This window comes from Streptomyces sp. NPDC050416 (assembly GCF_044458845.1).
Taxonomy (GTDB): domain Bacteria; phylum Actinomycetota; class Actinomycetes; order Streptomycetales; family Streptomycetaceae; genus Streptomyces.
Genome location: NZ_JBITII010000004.1, coordinates 377795 through 397102, shown reverse-complemented (window position 1 = coordinate 397102; position 19308 = coordinate 377795). Strand labels below are relative to the sequence as shown.

Sequence of the window (19308 nt, the reverse complement as noted above, 5' to 3'; positions counted from 1 at the left end):
GCCCGTCGGTGAGGGAAGGAGGACGCCGGTCGTGGACCTCACCCTCTCGCCCGCCGACGAGGCGTTCCGTGCCGAGGCCCGCGCCTGGCTGCGCGCTCACGTGCCGTCCGAGCCGCTCCCCTCCCTGGAGACCGAGGACGGCTTCGCCGCTCACCGCTGCTGGGAGGCGGAGCTGGCAGCGGACGGCTGGTCGGTGGTGAACTGGCCGAGGGAGTACGGCGGCCGGGACGCCACGCTGGTCCAGTGGCTGCTGTTCGAGGAGGAGTACTACGCGGCGGGAGCGCCCGGCAGAGTCGGGCAGAACGGCATCCATCTGCTCGCCCCGACGCTCTTCGATCACGGCACGCAGGAGCAGAGAGCCCGGGTGCTGCCCTCCATGGCCACCGGTGAGGTGATCTGGGCCCAGGCCTGGTCGGAGCCGGAGGCGGGCTCGGACCTGGCTTCCCTGCGCTCGAAGGCCGTGCGTACCGACGGCGGCTGGCTGCTGACGGGACAGAAGACCTGGTCGTCCCGGGCCGCCTTCGCCGACCGCGCCTTCGGCCTGTTCCGCAGCGACCCGGACGCACCGAAACCCCACCAGGGCCTTACGTACCTGATGTTCGGGCTGCACGCCTCCGGCGTGACCGTCCGCCCCATCGCCCGCCTCGACGGGAAACCGGCCTTCGCGGAGCTGTTCCTGGACGATGTGTTCGTGCCCGACGAGGACGTGATCGGCGAGCCCGGCCAGGGCTGGCGGATCGCGATGTCGACGGCGGGCAACGAACGCGGTCTGATGCTGCGCTCCCCCGGCCGCTTCCTCGCCGCCGCCGAGCGGCTCCACCGGCTCTGGCGGGCACAGGGCAGCCCGGAGAGCATCCGGGACCGCGTGGCCGACGCCCTGACCGGCGCCCGCGCCTACCAGCTGTTCACCTACGCCGCCGCCTCACGCTTCCTGGATGGCGCGTCGATCGGCCCCGAGTCCAGCCTGAACAAGGTCTTCTGGTCGGAGTACGACATCGCGCTGCACGAGACGGCCCTCGATCTCCTGGGCGAGGAGGGAGAGCTCGCCGACACGGACTGGGCCGAGCGCTACGTCTTCTCCCTGGCCGGTCCCGTCTACGCGGGCACGAACGAGATCCAGCGCGACATCATCGCCGAGCGCCTGCTCGGACTGCCGAAGGGACGCCGCTGATGCGTTTCCTCCCGGACGCGGAGCAGCGCGCCTTCGCCGCCTCCCTGGACGCCCTGCTGGCGGCGGCGGACACACCGGCGGTGGTGCGGGACTGGAGCCGGGGCGACCATGCGAGCGGGCGGGCGCTGTGGTCCCGTGTCGCGGAGGCGGGCGTGTTCGCGCTGGCGGTTCCGGAGGCCTGCGAAGGCGGCCTGGGACCACGACCGGTAGAACTGGCCCTCGCCTTCGTCGAGCTGGGCCGCCACGCGGTACCGGGGCCCCTGGTCGAGACGGTCACGGCGGCGGTGCTCCTCGGCGGTGCGGACCCGGGCACGGCGGAGCGGCTGCTCCCGGCGCTGGCCTCGGGCGGGACGATCGCGACGGTGGGGATCGAGACGGCGAGGGCCGAGACGGCAGGAACCGAAACGGCAGGGACCAAGACGGCAGGGACCAAGGCGGCGGCGATGAAGACGGCGTACGCCCTCGACGGCGACGTCGCCGCTCTCCGCCTCTCCTGCTCCCCCGGCGGCATCCGCCTCTCCCCCGGCCACGGCCCCGTCCGCCCCTCCCTCGACCCGGCCCGCCGCATCACGCCCCTCACCCCCGGCGGCGAACTCCTCCTGCCCGGGCCCCTCACGGACCAGGCCCTCGCCTGGGCCCGTCTCACCACGGCCGCCCAGGCGCTGGGCGTGGGCCTGGCGCTCCTCGACCAGACCGTCACCCACGTGAAGCGGCGCTGTCAGTTCGGGGTGCCCGTCGGCTCGTTCCAGGCGGTCAAACACCGGCTGGCCGACGCGAAGATCGCCCTGGAGTTCGCACGCCCGCTGGTCTTCGGAGCCGCCCTGAGCATGCGGCCGGCCGAGGTCGCCGCCGCCAAGGCCGCCGCGTGCGAGGCGGCGTACGGCACCGCCCGCACGGCGCTGCAACTGCACGGCGCGATCGGCTACACGGCGGAGTGCGACCTGTCGCTGTGGCTGACCAAGGCCCGGGCCCTGCGCACCGCCTGGGGCGATCCCCACAGGTGCCGGGCCCTGGTCGTCAGTGCGGCTGGTGATCGCCGCTGGTGATCTGCCGGTACTCCTCCACCGTCGGCTTCTCGATCCGCGCGTCCGGCCCGAACATCGCCTTGGCGAGCCGGGCCCGCAGCCGCTCGGACCGCTTGACCTTGCGGCGGACGCCGCCCGCGTCGACCAGGGGCCCCATCTCGTAGGGCGGATGCTGTTCGTGCTGGGTGAGGGTGAACAGCTCCGCCTGCGAGAGGGGCTCGTGCGTCTCGATGTACTCGCCGTTCGGCAGCCGTTTGATGGTGCCGGTCTCCCTGCCGTGCAGCACCTTGGCGCGGTCGCGGCGCTGCAGGCCCATGCAGATCTTCTTCGTGACGATGAAGGCGGCGACCGGCAGCACGAAGACACCGATCCGCACGAACCAGGTGATCACGTTGATGGACAGATGCAGATGCGTGGCCACGATGTCGTTGCCGCCGCCGATCAGCAGCACCCCGTACAGCGTCAGCCAGGCCACGCCCAGGCCGGTGCGCACGGGCGCGTTGCGCGGCCGGTCCAGGATGTGGTGCTCGCGCCGGTCTCCGGTGATCCACGCCTCGATAAAGGGATAGAGGCCGAGGGCGAGCAGGATCAGCGGGAAGAGCGAGAAGGGGATGAACACGCCGAGCACCAGCGTGTGACCCCACAGGTTGATCTCCCATCCCGGCATCACCCGGATCAGCCCCTCCGAGAACCCGAGGTACCAGTCGGGCTGGGCGCCGGTGGTGACGAGGTCGGGGCGGTAGGGGCCGAAGGCCCACACGGGGTTGATCTGGGCGATCGCGCCCATGATGGTGAGGACACCGAAGACGAGGAAGAAGAAGCCGCCCGCCTTGGCCATGTAGACCGGCAGGAAGGGCATCCCGACGACCGACCGCTCCTGGCGTCCGGGGCCCGGGAACTGGGTGTGCTTGTGGTAGAAGACCAGGATCAGATGGGCGGTCACGAGGCCCAGCATGATCCCGGGCAGCAGCAGGATGTGGACGGGGTACAGCCGCGAGATGATGTCCTCGCCCGGGAACTCCCCGCCGAAGAGGAAGAACGACAGGTACGTCCCGACGATCGGCACCGACAGGATCGCGCCCTGCGCGAAGCGGATGCCGGTGCCGGACAGCAGGTCGTCGGGGAGGGAGTAGCCGGTGAGGCCGGTGATGATGCCGAGCATCAGCAGGGTCCAGCCGAAGACCCAGTTGAGCTCGCGGGGCTTGCGGAAGGCGCCGGTGAAGAACACCCGCATCATGTGCACCAGCATGCCCGTGATGAACACCAGCGCGGCCCAGTGGTGGATCTGCCGGATCAGCAGCCCGCCGCGCACGTCGAAGCTGATGTCGAGCGTGGACTCGAACGCCCTGGACATGAGCACGCCGTTGAGCTCCGTGTAGGACCCCTGGTAGACGACCTCCTGCATGCTCGGTTCGAAGAACAGGGTGAGGTAGACGCCGGTGAGGATCAGGACGACGAAGCTGTAGAGGGTGACCTCGCCGAGCATGAAGGACCAGTGGTCCGGGAAGACCTTGCGCATGTTGGCCCTGGCCAGCCCGTAGAGCCCGAGCCGCCCGTCCGCCCAGTCGGCGAGCTTCTCGCCCTTGCCGGCCGGAGGCCTCCGGCGAGCGGAAGCCGTCCCGTACACCCGTCGTGCGCCGTCGCCGCCCATACGTCGTCGCCTCCCCGTCGGATCCTTCCCAGCGTGGCACGGCAGCGCGGCCACGCAAATGGGGCGTATGGGAGATTGGGCCAAGGGGCGGGTCGGTTGGGCCAGGGGAGCTAGGTCCTGTCAGGACCCCGCACGATCCCCTGGGCCCTGGCGGCCGCGAGCCACTGCGGGAACTCGCCCACCAGCCGGTCGTACAGTTCGCCGTCCGAGATCCGCCGCGGGTCCCCGCCCGCGTGGAAGAACCCGGCGTTGTCGACGACCCGCTTGCCCGGCACGGGCAGCTCGTCGAGCCTGTGCAGGAAGTCGAACTGCTTGCTGCCCGGGTCGCCGAAGCCGATGAACTGCCAGAACAGCGGCAGCCTCGCCGCCTTGCACAGGTACCGCTCCGCGGCGAGCTTGTTGATGGGCCCGCCGTCGGTCTGGAAGACCACGAGGGCCGGCTCGGTGGCCCCGCTGTCGACGTAATGGTCGATGACGGCGTCCATGGCCAGGTGGTAGCTGGTCTTGCCCATGTGCCCGAGCCCGGCGACGATCCGGTCGATCCGCCCCTCGTGGCCGGTCAGCGCGATCTCGGTCTCGGCGTCGACGTCGGTGGAGAAGAACACCACCGGCACGGTGCCGTCGTCGTCGAGGTGCGCCGACAGCCCGAGCACCCGGTCGGCCAGCGCCTGCACGCTGCCGTCCTTGTAGTACGGCTTCATCGAGCCGGAGTAGTCGACCACGAGGTAGACCGCGGCCCGCAGCCCCTCGAGGCCGTGCTTGCGGAGCGACACCCCGGCGCTCTTGTAGAGGCTCACCAGCGCGGGGGCGGTCTCCTGGACCTTGCTCAGACTGATCGCGGCCATGGCCCCACCCTCTCACTCCTCGACGACCACTCCATCGCCCAGTTCCAGCACCCTGTCGGCCACGCCGAGGAGTTGGGGGTCGTGGGCGGCCCGGCCGCGGACTCCGCCTCCTTGGTCGTCGAGGCGGGCGTACCCCGGGAACGGCGGGACATGGCGCGGCGCGAGTCCGGAGGACGACCACGTCCAGGTGGTCGGAGCAGAACCGGAACGAGAACAGGAACGGCTGAGGACATGCGACAGCGCCTGCCCGTTCGTCCGGTCGGGGACTGTGAGGCAGGCGCCGTCAGTGTTCCGCACGCCTTTGTACGGGACGTATGGGTGACCGTCAGGTCACTTGTGGGATGCGCTCCGTCAGACCATCAGCGCGCGATCCGTCGGCCGGATCGGCGCCGGCAGCTCGCTGGCGCCCGTGAGGTGGCGGTCCACCCCGCGAGCCGCCGAGCGGCCCTCCGCGATCGCCCACACGATGAGCGACTGGCCGCGGCCCGCGTCACCGGCGACGAACACGCCCGGCACGTTGGTCTGGTAGTCCTCGTCGCGGGCGATGTTGCCGCGCTCGTCGAGCTCCAGGCCGAACTGCTCGACCAGGCCGTTCTCCCGGTCGGTGCCGGTGAAGCCCATGGCGAGGGTGACCAGCTGGGCGGGGATCTTGCGCTCGGTGCCCGGCTTCGGGGTCAGCCGGCCGTCGATGAACTCCACCTCGGTGAGGTGCAGCCACTGCACGTTGCCGTCCTCGTCGCCCTCGAAGTGGGTCGTCGAGACCGAGTAGACGCGCTCGCCGCCCTCCTCGTGGGCCGAGGTGACCTTGTAGAGCATCGGGAAGGTCGGCCAGGGCTGGTTGACCGGGTGCCGCTCGTCGTTCGGGCGGGGCATGATCTCCAGCTGCGTGACGGAGGCCGCGCCCTGGCGGTGGGCGGTGCCGACGCAGTCCGCGCCGGTGTCGCCGCCGCCGATGACCACGACGTGCTTGCCCTCGGCCGAGATCGGGGGCGCCACGTAGTCGCCCTCCTGCACCTTGTTGGCCAGCGGCAGGTACTCCATGGCCTGGTAGATGCCCTTGAGCTCGCGGCCGGGCACCGACAGGTCACGGGCCGTGGTCGCGCCGACGGCCAGGACGACCGCGTCGTAGCGCTTCTTCAGGTCCGTGGCCTTCAGGTCGCGGCCGATCTCGATGCCCGTGCGGAAGCGGGTGCCCTCCGCGCGCATCTGCTCGATACGGCGGTTGATGTGCCGCTTCTCCATCTTGAACTCGGGGATGCCGTAGCGGAGGAGACCTCCGATGCGGTCCGCGCGCTCGTAGACGGCGACCGTGTGACCGGCCCGGGTCAGCTGCTGGGCGGCGGCCAGGCCCGCGGGGCCGGAGCCGACGACCGCGACGGTCTTGCCGGACAGGCGCTCGGGGATCTGCGGGGCGACGTCCCCGGTCTCCCACGCCTTGTCGATGATCGAGACCTCGACGTTCTTGATGGTGACCGGCGGCTGGTTGATGCCGAGCACACACGCCGACTCACAGGGAGCGGGGCACAGACGGCCCGTGAACTCCGGGAAGTTGTTCGTCGCGTGCAGGCGCTCCGAGGCGGCGGCCCAGTCCTCGCGGTAGGCGTAGTCGTTCCACTCGGGGATCAGGTTCCCCAGCGGGCAGCCGTTGTGGCAGAACGGGATGCCGCAGTCCATGCACCGGCTGGCCTGCTTGCTGATGATCGGCAGCAGGGAGCCGGGGACGTAGACCTCGTTCCAGTCCTTGACGCGCTCCTCGACGGGGCGGGACTTGGCGACCTCGCGCCCGTGGTTCAGGAAGCCCTTCGGGTCAGCCATTGATCGCCGCCTCCATCATCTTCTCGTGGGTCTCGGTCTCGGAGAGACCGGCTCGCTCGGCGGCGTCCTTGGCGGCGAGCACTGCCTTGTACGTGCTGGGGATGATCTTGCTGAAGCGCTCGACGGCGGTGTCCCACTCGGCCAGGAGCTTCTCGGCGACGGTGGAGCCCGTCTCCTCCTGGTGGCGGCGGACCACGTCGTGCAGCCACTGCCTGTCGGTGTCGTCCAGCGCCTGGACCGCGTCCAGGTTGCCGACGTTGACGTTGTCGGGGTCCAGGTCGATGACGTACGCGATACCGCCGGACATACCGGCCGCGAAGTTGCGGCCCGTCTCGCCGAGCACCACCGCGTGACCACCGGTCATGTACTCGCAGCCGTGGTCGCCCACGCCCTCGGAGACGACCGTCGCACCGGAGTTGCGGACGCAGAACCGCTCGCCGACCTTGCCGCGCAGGAACATCTCGCCGCCGGTGGCGCCGTAGCCGATGGTGTTGCCGGCGATGACGCTGTACTCGGCGAGGTGGTCGGCCGCGCGGTCCGGGCGGACGACGATCCGGCCGCCGGAGAGGCCCTTGCCGACGTAGTCGTTGGCGTCGCCCTCCAGGCGCAGCGTGACACCGCGCGGCACGAAGGCGCCGAAGGACTGGCCGGCGGATCCGGTGAAGGTGATGTCGATGGTGTCGTCGGGCAGGCCCGCGCCACCGAACTTCTTCGTCACCTCGTGGCCGAGCATGGTGCCGACCGTGCGGTTGATGTTGCGGATCTGCACCTGCGCGCGGACCGGCTGGGCCTCGGTGGCGTCCGAGGCGGACAGGGCGTCGGCGGCCAGCTTGATCAGCTGGTTGTCGAGCGCCTTCTCCAGGCCGTGGTCCTGGGCGATCACCTGGTGGCGGACCGCGCCCTCGGGCAGCTCGGGCACGTGGAACAGCGGTGCCAGGTCCAGGCCCTGCGCCTTCCAGTGGTCGACGGCCCGCGTGACATCGAGGGTCTCGGCGTGGCCGACGGCCTCCTCGATGGAGCGGAAGCCCAGCTCGGCGAGGATCTCGCGGACCTCCTGGGCGATGTACTGGAAGAAGTTCACGACGTACTCGGCCTTGCCGTTGTACCGCTCGCGCAGCACCGGGTTCTGCGTGGCGATGCCGACCGGGCAGGTGTCCAGGTGGCAGACACGCATCATGACGCAGCCGGAGACGACGAGCGGCGCGGTCGCGAAACCGAACTCCTCGGCGCCGAGCAGCGCGGCGATGACCACGTCGCGGCCGGTCTTGAGCTGGCCGTCGGTCTGCACGACGATGCGGTCGCGCAGGCCGTTGAGCAGCAGCGTCTGCTGGGTCTCGGCGAGGCCGAGCTCCCAGGGACCGCCCGCGTGCTTCAGCGAGGTCAGCGGCGAGGCGCCCGTACCGCCGTCGTGGCCGGAGATGAGGACGACGTCCGCGTGCGCCTTGGAGACACCCGCGGCGACCGTGCCGACACCGACCTCGGAGACCAGCTTGACGTGAATCCGCGCCTGCGGGTTCGCGTTCTTCAGGTCGTGGATCAGCTGGGCCAGGTCCTCGATGGAGTAGATGTCGTGGTGCGGGGGCGGCGAGATGAGGCCGACGCCCGGCGTCGAGTGCCGCGTCTTGGCGACCCACGGATAGACCTTGTGGCCGGGCAGCTGGCCGCCCTCGCCGGGCTTGGCGCCCTGGGCCATCTTGATCTGGATGTCGTCGGAGTTGACCAGGTACTCGGAGGTCACACCGAAGCGGCCGGAGGCGACCTGCTTGATGGACGACCGGCGGGCCGGGTCGTACAGGCGCTCCGGGTCCTCGCCGCCCTCACCGGTGTTGGACTTGCCGCCCAGCTGGTTCATGGCGATGGCGAGCGTCTCGTGCGCCTCCTGCGAGATGGAGCCGTACGACATGGCGCCCGTCGAGAACCGCTTGACGATCTCGGAGACCGGCTCGACCTCGTCGATCGGAATGGGCTTCCGGTCGGACTTGAAGCCGAACAGGCCGCGGAGCGTCATCAGCCGCTCGGACTGCTCGTTCACGCGCTCGGTGTACTTCTTGAAGATGTCGTAGCGGCCGGAGCGCGTGGAGTGCTGGAGGCGGAAGACCGTCTCCGGGTCGAACAGGTGCGGTTCGCCCTCGCGGCGCCACTGGTACTCGCCGCCTATGTCGAGCGCGCGGTGCGCCGGGGCGATGCCGGAGGCCGGGTAGGCCTTGGCGTGCCGGGCGGCGACCTCCTTGGCGATGACGTCGATGCCGACGCCGCCGATCTTGGTGGCCGTGCCGTTGAAGTACTTCGCGACGAAGGTCTCGTCCAGGCCGACGGCCTCGAAGACCTGGGCGCCGCGGTAGGAGGCGACGGTCGAGATGCCCATCTTGGACATGACCTTCAGCACGCCCTTGCCGAGGGCGTAGATGAGGTTGCGGATGGCCTTCTCGGGCTCGATGCCGGGTAGGAAGGTGCCGGCGCGGACCAGGTCCTCGACGGACTCCATCGCCAGGTACGGGTTGACGGCGGCGGCGCCGTAGCCGATGAGCAGGGCGACGTGGTGGACCTCGCGGACGTCACCGGCCTCGACCAGCAGGCCCACCTGAGTGCGCTGCTTGGTGCGGATGAGGTGGTGGTGGACGGCCGCGGTGAGCAGCAGCGAGGGGATCGGCGCGTGCTCGGCGTCCGAGTGACGGTCCGACAGGACGATCAGCCGGGCGCCGTTCTCGATCGCGGCGTCGGCCTCGGCGCAGATCTCGTCGATCCGCGCGGCCAGCGCGTCACCGCCGCCGTGCACCCGGTACAGGCCGGACAGCGTCGCGGCCTTGAAGCCGGGCATGTCGCCGTCGGCGTTGATGTGGATGAGCTTGGCCAGCTCGTCGTTGTCGATGACCGGGAAGGGCAGCACGACGCTGCGGCAGGAGGCGGCCGTCGGCTCCAGCAGGTTGCCCTGCGGGCCGAGGGCGCTGCGCAGGGAGGTGACGAGTTCCTCGCGGATCGCGTCCAGCGGCGGGTTGGTGACCTGCGCGAAGAGCTGGGTGAAGTAGTCGAAGAGCAGGCGCGGACGCTCGCTCAGCGCGGCGATCGGCGAGTCGGTGCCCATCGAACCGATCGGCTCGGCACCGGCCTTGGCCATCGGCGCGAGGATGACGCGCAGCTCCTCCTCGGTGTAACCGAAGGTCTGCTGGCGGCGGGTGACCGAGGCGTGCGTGTGCACGATGTGCTCGCGCTCGGGCAGGTCGGACAGCTCGATCTCGCCGGCCTCCAGCCACTCCGCGTACGGCGCCTCGGCGGCGAGCTGGGCCTTGATCTCGTCGTCCTCGATGATGCGGTGCTCGACGGTGTCGACGAGGAACATACGGCCGGGCTGCAGGCGGCCCTTGCGGACGACCCTGGCCGGGTCGATGTCGAGGACGCCGACCTCGGAGCCGAGGACGACGAGGCCGTCGTCGGTGACCCAGTAGCGGCCGGGGCGCAGTCCGTTGCGGTCGAGGACCGCGCCGACCTGCTTGCCGTCGGTGAAGGTGACACAGGCCGGGCCGTCCCAGGGCTCCATCAGGTTGGAGTGGAACTGGTAGAAGGCGCGCCGGGCCGGCTCCATCGAGTCGTGGTTCTCCCACGCCTCCGGAATCATCATCAGCACCGAGTGCGGCAGCGAACGGCCGCCCAGGTGCAGGAGTTCGAGGACCTCGTCGAAGGAGGCGGAGTCGGAGGCGTCCGGCGTACAGACCGGGAAGATGCGCTCGATGGTCTTGTCGTCGGACCCGAACAGTTCGGAGACGAGCTGCGATTCGCGCGCGGCCATCCAGTTGCGGTTGCCCTTGACGGTGTTGATCTCACCGTTGTGCGCGACGAAGCGGTACGGGTGGGCCAGCGGCCACGACGGGAACGTGTTCGTCGAGAACCGGGAGTGCACGAGCGCGATCGCGGAGGCGAAGCGGCGGTCGGACAGGTCCGGGAAGAAGGGCTCCAGCTGGCCGGTGGTCAGCATGCCCTTGTAGACGATGGTCCGCGCGGACAGCGACGGGAAGTACACGCCGGCCTCGCGCTCGGCGCGCTTGCGCAGCACGAAGGCCTTGCGGTCGAGGGCGATGCCCGTGGCGGGCACGGCGGCGCCGTCGCTGACGAAGATCTGGCGGAAGACCGGCATGGTCGACCGGGCGGTGGCACCCAGCAGCTGGGGAGCGACCGGCACCTCGCGCCAGCCGAGGACGGTCAGGCCCTCCTCGGCCGCGATCGTCTCGATCCGCGAGACGGCGTCGGCGGCGGAGTTCTCCGGCAGGAAGGCGGTACCGACGGCGTAGGCACCGGCCTCGGGCAGCTCGAATCCGGCCACGTCACGGAAGAAGGCGTCCGGGACCTGCGACAGGATGCCGGCGCCGTCGCCGGAGTCGGGCTCGGAGCCGGTGGCACCGCGGTGTTCGAGGTTGCGCAGGACGGTCAGGGCCTGGTCGACCAGGGTGTGGGACGCCTCGCCGGTAAGGGTGGCGACGAAGCCGACGCCACAGGCGTCGTGCTCGTTGCGGGGGTCGTACATACCCTGCGCAGCAGGGCGAGCATCCATGAAGGACCAGTTCTGGCCATTCGCGGAATGCTGGGACGGCTGGCGCGGCGTACGCATCGGCTCTCCCGTCGTCGTCATGTGGCATGTGCAAGTGCCGAGGGACGACGTTGGCCCTCGCGTGATCGCAAAATTTCATGCAGGTTACATGATGGAGCGGTTCTCGGGAAGCGGGATAATCCGTTCCAACATGCGGACACCGGCGGCTCGCGGCGGGGGTACCGCACCGACGGTGGAAGCTATGGGGGGCCTGTACGGAACGACCGGGTGAGATCGATGCCCGTCGGGCCCGGAGGCGGGACAGGCGTCTTCGCCCACCCCGCTGAGCGCGGCCACGGGCCTCGTTGCCCGCAGCGCTTACGGCTCATGCCCGGTGATTGCGCGTTCGAAACCAGCAAGTAACGGCTACTTATGCGGTCCCTCGCATAAGTCCGAGCCGAGCTATCCTACGGCCGTTCCGAACAAGCTGCCCAGGGCGTACGTCACACCGGCCGCCGCGCCTCCCAGGAGCAGCTGCCGCAGCCCGCTGTACCACCAGGTGCGTGCCGTCACCTTGGCCACCACCGCGCCGCACAGGAAGAGCCCGAGCAGCGCCAGCAGCACGGCCGGCCAGAGGCTGCTCGCACCCAGAAGATACGGCAGGACCGGGATCAGCGCGCCGAGCGCGAAGGAGCCGAAGCTCGACACCGCGGCCACGGTGGGCGAGGGCAGATCGCCGGGGTCGATGCCCAGCTCCTCCCGGGCGTGGATCTCCAGCGCCTGCTCGGGGTCCTTCGACAACTGCCGGGCGACCTCGTCGGCCAGCCCCGGCTCGACCCCGCGCGCCCGGTAGAGCGCGGCGAGCTCGGCCTCCTCGCACTGCGGGTGCTTGCGCAGCTCGCGCCGCTCCACGTCCAGTTCGGCCTCGACCAGCTCGCGCTGCGAGGCGACGGAGGTGTACTCGCCGGCGGCCATGGAGAAGGCACCGGCGGCCAGGCCCGCGAGTCCGGTGAGGACGACGGTGTGCTGGCCGACCGAGCCACCCGCGACGCCGGCCATCAGGGCCAGGTTGGAGACGAGACCGTCCATCGCACCGAACACCGCGGGACGCAGCCAGCCGCCGTTGACGTCCCGGTGGGTGTGGTTGTCCCGGTGCGCCTCGTGCAGCGCCGCCTCGGTCTCGATGATGGCCATGAAAAGTCCCCGATCCCCTTACCGAACCAAGCTTCTCTGGACGAGTTCCAGATTTTTACAACACACAAAGTACGCCGTGAATTCCGGCGCCGCCAGCAAGGAAAGGCTGCGCTAACCTGCGGTTTTACCCTTCAGTGCTCACTTGATGACGATCTTGCACAGATGTCGACCGGGTGATGCTGAGGCTCCCGAGGCTCGGCGCGGTCGCCGGAGTGGGACACATCCCGTATGGCATCGATCGCCTGCATCCCCTCAGCCCCGGCGCCCGGGGACGCCACCGAACTCCGCGCACGGGCACGGGGCGCCCTGCTGGGCCTGGCCGTCGGGGACGCGCTCGGCGCTCCGGCCGAGAACCTCAAGCCCTCGGAGATCCGCGCGCGGTGGGGCCGGATCACCGGCTACGTCACCGAGCACCCCGCCGGCACGGACGACACCGAGTACGCGATCTTCTCGGGCCTCCTCCTGGCCCGGCACGGCTCGGCACTGACCCCCGCGCATGTGGAGGCGGCCTGGCACGAGTGGATCGCCGACCGTGACGAGGGCCCCTTCCGGGGCGCCGGTTTCAGCGAACGCGGCACGCTGGAAAATCTCCGCCGGGGCCTGGCGGCCCCCATCTCCGCCCAGCACCGGCACGCCTGGAGCGACGGTCTGGCCATGCGCGCGGCCCCCTTCGGGGTGTTCGCGCCGGGCCGTCCGGCGGAAGCGGCCCGGCTCGTGGCGATCGACGGCTCGGTGAGCCATGACGGCGAGGGCATCTACGGCGGCCAGGCGGTGGCGGCGGGCGTGGCGGCGGCGATGGCGGGCGCCCAGCCGATCGCGGTCGTGGCCGCCGCCCTCGCCGTCGTGCCCGACGACTCCTGGACGGCCCGCTGCCTGCGCCGCGCGGTGGCGGTGGCCCACCGCGGCGAACGCGCGGTCCGCTCCGCGGTCGTCATCGGCGGCTACCCCTGGACCGACCTGGCCCCCGAGGCGGTCGCCCTCGCCTTCGGCGCGTACGCGGCGGCCGACGGCGACTTCGAACAGTCCGTCCTGACCGCGGTGAACATGGGCCGCGACGCGGACACGACGGCGGCGGTCGCGGGCGCGCTGGCGGGCGCGACCCGGGGAGTCTCGGCGATCCCGGAGGCCTGGACGACCCCCATCGGCCCGGTCCGCGGCCGGTGCCTGCCGGCGATGGCGGGCTACCACGTCCTGGACGTGGCGGACCTGCTGACACCGGCGGCAACGACCTGTGCACTGGCAACGGACGGGGAGAGGGAGGTACCCGCATGACCCCGCTGGCACCCGCAGCCGCCGACGGCGAAGGCGCCCCACGGGAGACCAGGACCCCTCGGGTGACAGTTACGGGCGGTGCGCGGGTGGGAGGCAAAAAGGCCGAAGGCCTCCTGCTCGGACTCGCCGCGGGCGACGCCGCCGGCTGGCCCGCGGCCCGCCACAGAGCCGCCCGCATGCCCGACTGGACCCGCCGCCTCACCCGCGAACTGGACACCTTCGCCGAGCGCAACGCCACGACCACCCTCCCCGTCCCCATCGCCCTGAACCAGCCCCCGGAACCCCTCCGCCTGGGCCCCTCCGACGACGCCGAATGGGCAGCCTTCGCCGCGGAAGCCCTCCTCCGCGCCGGCGACGACACCGCCTTCAACGACGTCAGCCGAGAACGCCGCACCCGAGCCGCGATCGACCTGACCTGGAACGCCATCGCGAGCGAGGTAGCCGCCGCAGCGAACCGCGCGCCCGAGATTGAATCCGCCGTCCTCCCCCTGCGCGCCCGCATCTCCGTCCGCGCCGGCCTCGGCAACCTCGCCACCGGCCTGCGCCCGCCCGCCACCGGCCACGACAACCCCCACTACTTCGACGACGCGGCCTGCGTACGGGCGTGCGTCCTGGCCGTGGCCCACCCCGGCGACCCCCGCCGCGCCGCCGACCTCGCCGAGTTCGACGCCCGCTACACCCAGGACGGCGACGGCGTCCACGGCGCCCGCGCCATGGCGGCGGCGCTCGCCCTCGCCCTGGCCGGCGCGCACGTCGACGCCTGCGTCACGGCGGCCCTCGCCGAACTCCCCGAGGAGACGGAGATCGGCCGCAACGCCCGGCACGCCCTGCACCTCGCCTCCGACGCGGACAGCGCCTTCGCCCTCCCCCGCCCCTGGAACACCAGATCGTCGACCACGTCTACAGCTACGGCATCGCCGCCGCCGAAACGGTCCCGGTCGCCCTCGCCCTGGCCACCGCGGCCCGCGGCCGCATCGCGGAGGCGATCCCCGCCGCGGCCTGCCTGTCGCGCGTCGCCGACTCCGCCCCGGCCCTGGCGGGCGCCCTCACCGGCGCACTGGGCGGCAGCGCCTCGATCCCGGCCTCCTGGCGGGAGACCTGCCGCACCCTCTCGGGCTGCGTCCTGCCCCGCCTCACCGGCACGGACCTCGTGGAACTCGCCGAGCTCCTGGAAGCCGTACAACCAGCCCGCCCCGGTGGATGATGCGGCCATGCAGCCCAAACCACACCAAAACGCCACCCTGGACGAGCGGATCACCGGAGCCCTGGTCGGCGCGGCCGTCGGCGACGCCCTCGGCGGCCCCGTCGAGGGCTACTCGCCCGAGCAGATCCTCGAACGCCACGGCGGCCGCGTCCACGGCATCGTCGGCCCCTGGCACGGCGACGACTGGCGCACCGCCCGCCCCCTCGCCCCGTACCACAAGGGCGACGGCCACGTCACCGACGACACCTTGATGACGCACGCCCTGATCCGTGTCTACGCCCGGGTCCGCGACCACCTCGACGCCTACGCGATCGCCGACCACCTCGTCCCCGACCTGATGACCGAGCCACGCTGGATCCCGGAGCTGGAGAGCGAGGCGCTCCCCCTGCACCGCGTCTTCCTGGCGGAGAAATGGCTGGTGACGAGGATCCACTACGGCCATGCCGACCCGCGCGAGGCCGGCACCGGCAACATCGTCAACTGCGGTGCGGCGATGTACATGTCCCCGGTCGGCCTGGTCAACGCGGCCGACCCGCGGGCGGCCTACGCCGAGGCCCTCGACATCGCCGGCGCCCACCAGTCGTCGTACGGCCGTGAGGCGGCGGGCGTCCTGGCGGCGGCGGTCGCGGCGGCGTGCACCCCGGGAGCCACCCCGGACTCGGTCGTCTCGACCTGCCTGTCCCTTGCGAAGGACGGCACGCGCACCGCCATCGAGCGGGTCTGCGAGGAAGCCTCCCGCCACACGGACTTCGAGTCGGCACTGGCCCCTCTGCGTGAGGCGGTCGCCCCGTACGACACGGTCGGCCCCGACTACCGCGCCCCGTCCCTCGCCGCCCGCCGCCCCTCCCGCCTCCACGCGATCGAGGAACTCCCCGTGGCCCTGGGCATGTTGCTCGTGGCCCGGGGCGACTACCGGCATGCGGTCCTCGGCGCCGTGAACTACGGCCGCGACTGCGACTCCATCGCCACGATGGCCGGCGCCCTGGCCGGCGCGCTCGGCTCGCCGGTCCCCCAGGACTGGGCCAAGACGGTCGCGGAGGCCAGCCGCCTGGACCTCTGGGAACCGGCCACGACCCTCACGGCCGTCACCCGTGAGATCTTCACCCGGGACACCTCCCGCCGCCGCACCCACGAACAGGCCTTCGCATCCCTCGGAGGCCCGGAATGCTCCGCCTGACCTGGGTCCAGCCGGAGGACCTGCTCGGCCACGAACTCCGCCAGGCGGCCCAGGACGGCCGCGAACCGAAGGCGATCGCGTCCCGCTGGAAAGCAGCAGGCGGCCCGGACGCCCCTCTCACAGCAGGAGCGTCCCCGTCTCCCGCCTCCCGCTACCTCCGCCAACTGGCAGAAGATCTCCTGGACGAACTGGCGGAGCTCCCGAGCAGGTTGGCGGACGACGAGCCGACGAGCCTGGAGAAGATCAGGTCACTTTGCCCGGAATGGCCACCCAGCTGCGGGCAGTCGTGCCGCTGGGGCGGCACCCGTCCCAAAGAGAGCGGCACCCCGCCAGCGCGGGCGAGCGCCCCAACCCCGACCCCCGCTACCACGCCGCAGCACCTGGAATCCGCCTGGCTCGGCCGAGCCGTGGGCTGCCTCCTGGGCAAACCAGTCGAAAAGCTCCCCCTTGAAGCCATCCGCCAACTAGCCAAGGCCACCGGCAACTGGCCCCTCACCACCTACTTCACAGCCAGAGGCGTCCCCCAGGAACTCCTGGCCACGCACCCCTGGAACCGCCGCTCCGCACAAACCTCCCTCGCCGAAAACATCGACGGCATGCCCGAGGACGACGACCTCAACTACCCCCTCCTCAACCTGATCCTCCTGCAACGCCACGGCAAGTCCTTCACCACCACGGACGTGGCCCGCACCTGGCTCGACGAACTCCCCGCCGGCCGCACCTTCACCGCCGAACGCATCGCCTACCGCAACCTCCTCACCGGCCTGGAACCCCCGCACACCGCCCGCCACCGCAACCCGTTCCGCGAATGGATCGGCGCCCTGATCCGCGCCGACGTCCACGGCTGGACCAACCCCGGCGACCCGGCCGCCGCAGCGGAACAGGCCCACCGCGACGCCGCCCTCACCCACACAGCCAACGGCGTCTACGCGGCGATGTTCACGGCGGCCACCATCGCGCAAGCCGCGACAGGCGAACACGACGTCCACACCTGCCTGCGCACCGGCCTCACCGTCGTCCCGCCCCGCTCGCGCCTCGCCCGAGCCGTCCACCACGCCATCGAACTGGCCCAGAACCACGAGGACTTCGACACGGTCGTCGACCAACTGCACGCCACCCACGCCGCCACCCACCACTGGGTGCACGCCGTCCCCAACACCGCCCTGATCGCCGCCGCCCTCACCCACGCGAACGGCGACTTCCCCGGCTCGATCTGCCGCGCGGTGAGCGGCGGCTGGGACACCGACTCGGGCGGCGCGACCGCCGGCAGCATCGCCGGCCTGCTGGCCGCAGACCCCGCGGCGCTCCCCGACGGCTGGACGGCCCCCCTCAAGAACCGCCTGGCCACCTCCATCGGCGACTTCAACGGCATCGGCTTCGACACCCTCGCCCACCTCACCCACCGGGAGACCCACCGCTCATGACCGCGCCCCTCACCGGCCTCCGCGTCCTGGACCTCGCCACCCTCTTCGCCGGCCCGCTCGCCGCCACCCTGCTCGGCGACTTCGGCGCGGACGTCGTCAAGGTCGAGCACCCGTCGAAGCCGGACCCGTCCCGCGGCCACGGCCCGTCGAAGGACGGCGTGGGCCTGTGGTGGAAGATGCTCGGCCGCAACAAACGCACGATCACCCTCGACCTGTCGAAGCCCGGCGGCCGCAGCACCCTCCTGCGTCTCGCCGCCGGCGCCGACGTGATCATCGAGAACTTCCGCCCCGGCACCCTGGAGAAGTGGGACCTGGGCTGGCCGGAGCTGTCGGCCGCCAACCCCCGCCTGGTCCTGGCCCGCGTCACCGGCTTCGGCCAGTTCGGCCCCTACGCCCACCGCCCCGGCTTCGGCACCCTCGCCGAGGCGATGAGCGGCTTCGCCGCGATCACCGGCGAACCGGACGCGCCCCCGACGCTGCCGCCCTTCGGCCTGGCCGACTCCATCGCGGGCCTGACGACGGCGTACGCGGTGATGACGGCCCTCGCCGCCCGGGACAGGACCGGCGAGGGCCAGGTCGTCGACATGGCCCTGATCGAACCGATCCTGGCCGCTCTCGGCCCGCAGCCCCTCTGGTACGACCAGCTCGGCCACATCCAGCCCCGCACCGGCAACCGCTCCCCCAACAACGCCCCGCGCGGCGTCTACCGCACCGCGGACGGCACCTGGGTCGCCGTCTCGACATCGGCCCAGTCGGTCGCGGAACGCGTGATGCACCTGGTGGGCCGCCCGCAACTGATCGACGAGCCGTGGTTCGCCACGGGCGCCGGCCGCGCCCGCCACGCCGACGTCCTGGACGAGGCGGTCGGCTCCTGGATCGCCGCACGCACCCGCACGGACGTGCTGGCGGCCTTCGAGAAGGCCGAGGCGGCGGTGGCCCCCGTCCAGGACATCCGGGACGTGATGGCGGACCCGCAGTACCAGGCTCTGAACACCATCACCACCGTCGACGACCCGGAGCTGGGCCCCCTGCGCATGCAGAACGTCCTCTTCCGGCTCTCCGCCACGCCCGGCGCGATCCGCTGGGCCGGCCGCCCCCACGGCGCCGACACCGACTCGGTCCTCACCGAACTGGGTCTCACCCCGGCCGACCTCACGGCGCTGCGCGCGGAGGGCGCCCTGTGACGGCGTTCCCGCTCACCTGGCTCTACGCCCCCGGCGACCGCCCCCACGTGGTCGCCAAGGCCCTCACCTCCGGCGCCGACGTCGTCGTCGTCGACCTGGAGGACGCGGTCGCCCCCGACCGGAAGGCGTACGCCCGTGCCGCCACCGCCGAGCTGCTCGCCGAGCTGCCGCCGGTCCCGGTCCACGTCCGCGTCAACGCCCTGGACAGCCCCTGGGCCGGGCAGGACCTCGCCGCCGTCGCCCCGGCTCCCGGCCTCTGCGCCCTGCGGCTCCCCAAGATCGGCTCACCCGCCGAGGTCGTCCGGATCGCCCAGCACGCCGTCCCCACCGGGCTGCCCCTGTACGCCCTCCTGGAGACGGCCCTCGGCGTGGAACAGGCGTACGCCGTCGCCACGGCCCACCCGTCCCTGCGGGGCATCGCGCTCGGGGAGGAGGATCTCCGGGCCGACCTGGGCGTATGTGACGACGAGGGGCTCGACTGGTCCCGCTCCCGGGTGATCGTGGCCGCCCGGGCCGCGGGCCTGCCGCCGCCGGCGCAGTCGGTCCACCCGGACGTCCGTGACCTGGAAGGGCTGGCCGCCTCCTGCACCCACGGCCGCACCCTGGGCTTCCTGGGCCGGGCCGCGATCCACCCCCGCCAGCTCCCGGTCATCGAGCGGGCCTTCCTCCCCACCGAGGATGAGATCGAGCAGGCGGAGTCGATCGTCAAGGCGGCGGCGACGGAACAGGGCGCCCAGGCCCTCCCGGACGGCCGCTTCATCGACGCGGCGGTGGTGGCGGCGGCCCAGCGCACCCTGTCCCTGGCACGCCGCCGTTAGACGCACCGA

13 protein-coding genes and 1 pseudogene are annotated in these 19308 nt (G+C 71.7%); 8 read left to right on the top strand and 6 right to left on the bottom strand.

All coding sequences use genetic code 11. The annotated features are described in order from the left end of the window. The first annotated feature begins 31 nt into the window (after window positions 1-31). Both ACIBL4_RS15075 and ACIBL4_RS15070 read left to right on the top strand, forming a co-directional pair. Window positions 32-1171 carry an acyl-CoA dehydrogenase family protein gene (locus tag ACIBL4_RS15075; RefSeq protein ID WP_399409996.1) on the top strand — a complete coding sequence of 380 codons (1140 nt, stop codon included), beginning with the start codon at window positions 32-34 and terminating at the stop codon, window positions 1169-1171. Next, a complete protein-coding gene (locus ACIBL4_RS15070) occupies window positions 1171-2217 on the top strand; it encodes an acyl-CoA dehydrogenase family protein (RefSeq protein ID WP_399409994.1) in 1047 nt (348 codons plus the stop codon). The genes ACIBL4_RS15075 and ACIBL4_RS15070 overlap by 1 nt, the downstream gene beginning before the upstream one ends. Here the strand turns inward: ACIBL4_RS15070 and ACIBL4_RS15065 are convergent. From ACIBL4_RS15065 to ACIBL4_RS15040, 6 genes are all read right to left on the bottom strand, one after another. Beyond that, entirely contained in the window at window positions 2189-3847 is a 1659-nt protein-coding gene (locus ACIBL4_RS15065; protein WP_399409992.1) for a cytochrome bc complex cytochrome b subunit, read from the bottom strand. The two genes, ACIBL4_RS15070 and ACIBL4_RS15065, sit on opposite strands and share 29 nt — an antisense overlap. Window positions 3848-3957: 110 nt before the next feature. Beyond that, window positions 3958-4692: a vWA domain-containing protein gene (locus ACIBL4_RS15060; protein WP_399409990.1), complete on the bottom strand. Its 735-nt coding sequence runs from the start codon at window positions 4690-4692 to the stop codon at window positions 3958-3960. A gap of 12 nt (window positions 4693-4704) precedes the next feature. Then, complete coding sequence (locus ACIBL4_RS15055; RefSeq protein ID WP_399409988.1) at window positions 4705-4989, bottom strand: hypothetical protein; 285 nt, start codon at window positions 4987-4989, stop codon at window positions 4705-4707. Window positions 4990-5043: 54 nt separating this feature from the next. Then, a complete protein-coding gene (locus tag ACIBL4_RS15050) occupies window positions 5044-6507 on the bottom strand; it encodes a glutamate synthase subunit beta (protein WP_399409986.1) in 1464 nt (487 codons plus the stop codon). Further along, the gene (gene gltB / locus ACIBL4_RS15045) at window positions 6500-11107 is read right to left on the bottom strand and encodes a glutamate synthase large subunit (RefSeq protein ID WP_399410584.1); all 4608 of its coding nucleotides are present in this window, start codon (window positions 11105-11107) and stop codon (window positions 6500-6502) included. Before gltB ends, ACIBL4_RS15050 begins: the two co-directional genes overlap by 8 nt. 381 nt (window positions 11108-11488) lie before the next feature. Then, entirely contained in the window at window positions 11489-12220 is a 732-nt protein-coding gene (locus ACIBL4_RS15040) for a VIT1/CCC1 transporter family protein (RefSeq protein WP_399409984.1), read from the bottom strand. A gap of 228 nt (window positions 12221-12448) precedes the next feature. Here ACIBL4_RS15040 and ACIBL4_RS15035 point away from each other — a divergent pair, with 228 nt between their 5' ends. The 6 genes and pseudogenes from ACIBL4_RS15035 (at window position 12449) to ACIBL4_RS15010 (ending at window position 19299) form a co-directional block, all read left to right on the top strand. Continuing rightward, complete coding sequence (locus ACIBL4_RS15035) at window positions 12449-13492, top strand: ADP-ribosylglycohydrolase family protein (RefSeq protein ID WP_399409982.1); 1044 nt, start codon at window positions 12449-12451, stop codon at window positions 13490-13492. Between the two features lie 62 nt (window positions 13493-13554). After that, window positions 13555-14696, top strand: a pseudogene (locus ACIBL4_RS15030) (ADP-ribosylglycohydrolase family protein). A 7-nt stretch (window positions 14697-14703) separates the two neighbouring features. Then, on the top strand, window positions 14704-15873 hold the full coding sequence (locus tag ACIBL4_RS15025) for an ADP-ribosylglycohydrolase family protein (protein ID WP_399409980.1): 1170 nt from the start codon (window positions 14704-14706) through the stop codon (window positions 15871-15873). Beyond that, window positions 15861-17297 (top strand): ADP-ribosylglycohydrolase family protein, encoded by a 1437-nt coding sequence (locus tag ACIBL4_RS15020; RefSeq protein ID WP_399409978.1) that lies wholly within the window; start codon window positions 15861-15863, stop codon window positions 17295-17297. Before ACIBL4_RS15025 ends, ACIBL4_RS15020 begins: the two co-directional genes overlap by 13 nt. Then, on the top strand, window positions 17294-18481 hold the full coding sequence (locus ACIBL4_RS15015) for a CaiB/BaiF CoA transferase family protein (protein ID WP_399409976.1): 1188 nt from the start codon (window positions 17294-17296) through the stop codon (window positions 18479-18481). Before ACIBL4_RS15020 ends, ACIBL4_RS15015 begins: the two co-directional genes overlap by 4 nt. Beyond that, window positions 18478-19299, top strand: a complete 822-nt coding sequence (locus ACIBL4_RS15010) for an HpcH/HpaI aldolase/citrate lyase family protein (RefSeq protein ID WP_399409974.1) — start codon at window positions 18478-18480, stop codon at window positions 19297-19299. Before ACIBL4_RS15015 ends, ACIBL4_RS15010 begins: the two co-directional genes overlap by 4 nt. Window positions 19300-19308: the final 9 nt, after the last annotated feature.

Excerpts from the sequence above, each read along its gene's own strand:
- ACIBL4_RS15070 (WP_399409994.1), top strand. The coding sequence starts at position 1,171 with ATGCGTTTCCTCCCGGACGCGGAGCAGCGCGCCTTCGCCGCCTCCCTG.
- ACIBL4_RS15065 (WP_399409992.1), bottom strand. The coding sequence starts at position 3,847 with ATGGGCGGCGACGGCGCACGACGGGTGTACGGGACGGCTTCCGCTCGC.
- ACIBL4_RS15060 (WP_399409990.1), bottom strand. The coding sequence starts at position 4,692 with ATGGCCGCGATCAGTCTGAGCAAGGTCCAGGAGACCGCCCCCGCGCTG.
- ACIBL4_RS15050 (WP_399409986.1), bottom strand. The coding sequence starts at position 6,507 with ATGGCTGACCCGAAGGGCTTCCTGAACCACGGGCGCGAGGTCGCCAAG.
- gltB (WP_399410584.1), bottom strand. The coding sequence starts at position 11,107 with ATGCGTACGCCGCGCCAGCCGTCCCAGCATTCCGCGAATGGCCAGAAC.
- ACIBL4_RS15040 (WP_399409984.1), bottom strand. The coding sequence starts at position 12,220 with ATGGCCATCATCGAGACCGAGGCGGCGCTGCACGAGGCGCACCGGGAC.
- ACIBL4_RS15035 (WP_399409982.1), top strand. The coding sequence starts at position 12,449 with ATGGCATCGATCGCCTGCATCCCCTCAGCCCCGGCGCCCGGGGACGCC.
- ACIBL4_RS15025 (WP_399409980.1), top strand. The coding sequence starts at position 14,704 with ATGCAGCCCAAACCACACCAAAACGCCACCCTGGACGAGCGGATCACC.
- ACIBL4_RS15020 (WP_399409978.1), top strand. The coding sequence starts at position 15,861 with ATGCTCCGCCTGACCTGGGTCCAGCCGGAGGACCTGCTCGGCCACGAA.
- ACIBL4_RS15015 (WP_399409976.1), top strand. The coding sequence starts at position 17,294 with ATGACCGCGCCCCTCACCGGCCTCCGCGTCCTGGACCTCGCCACCCTC.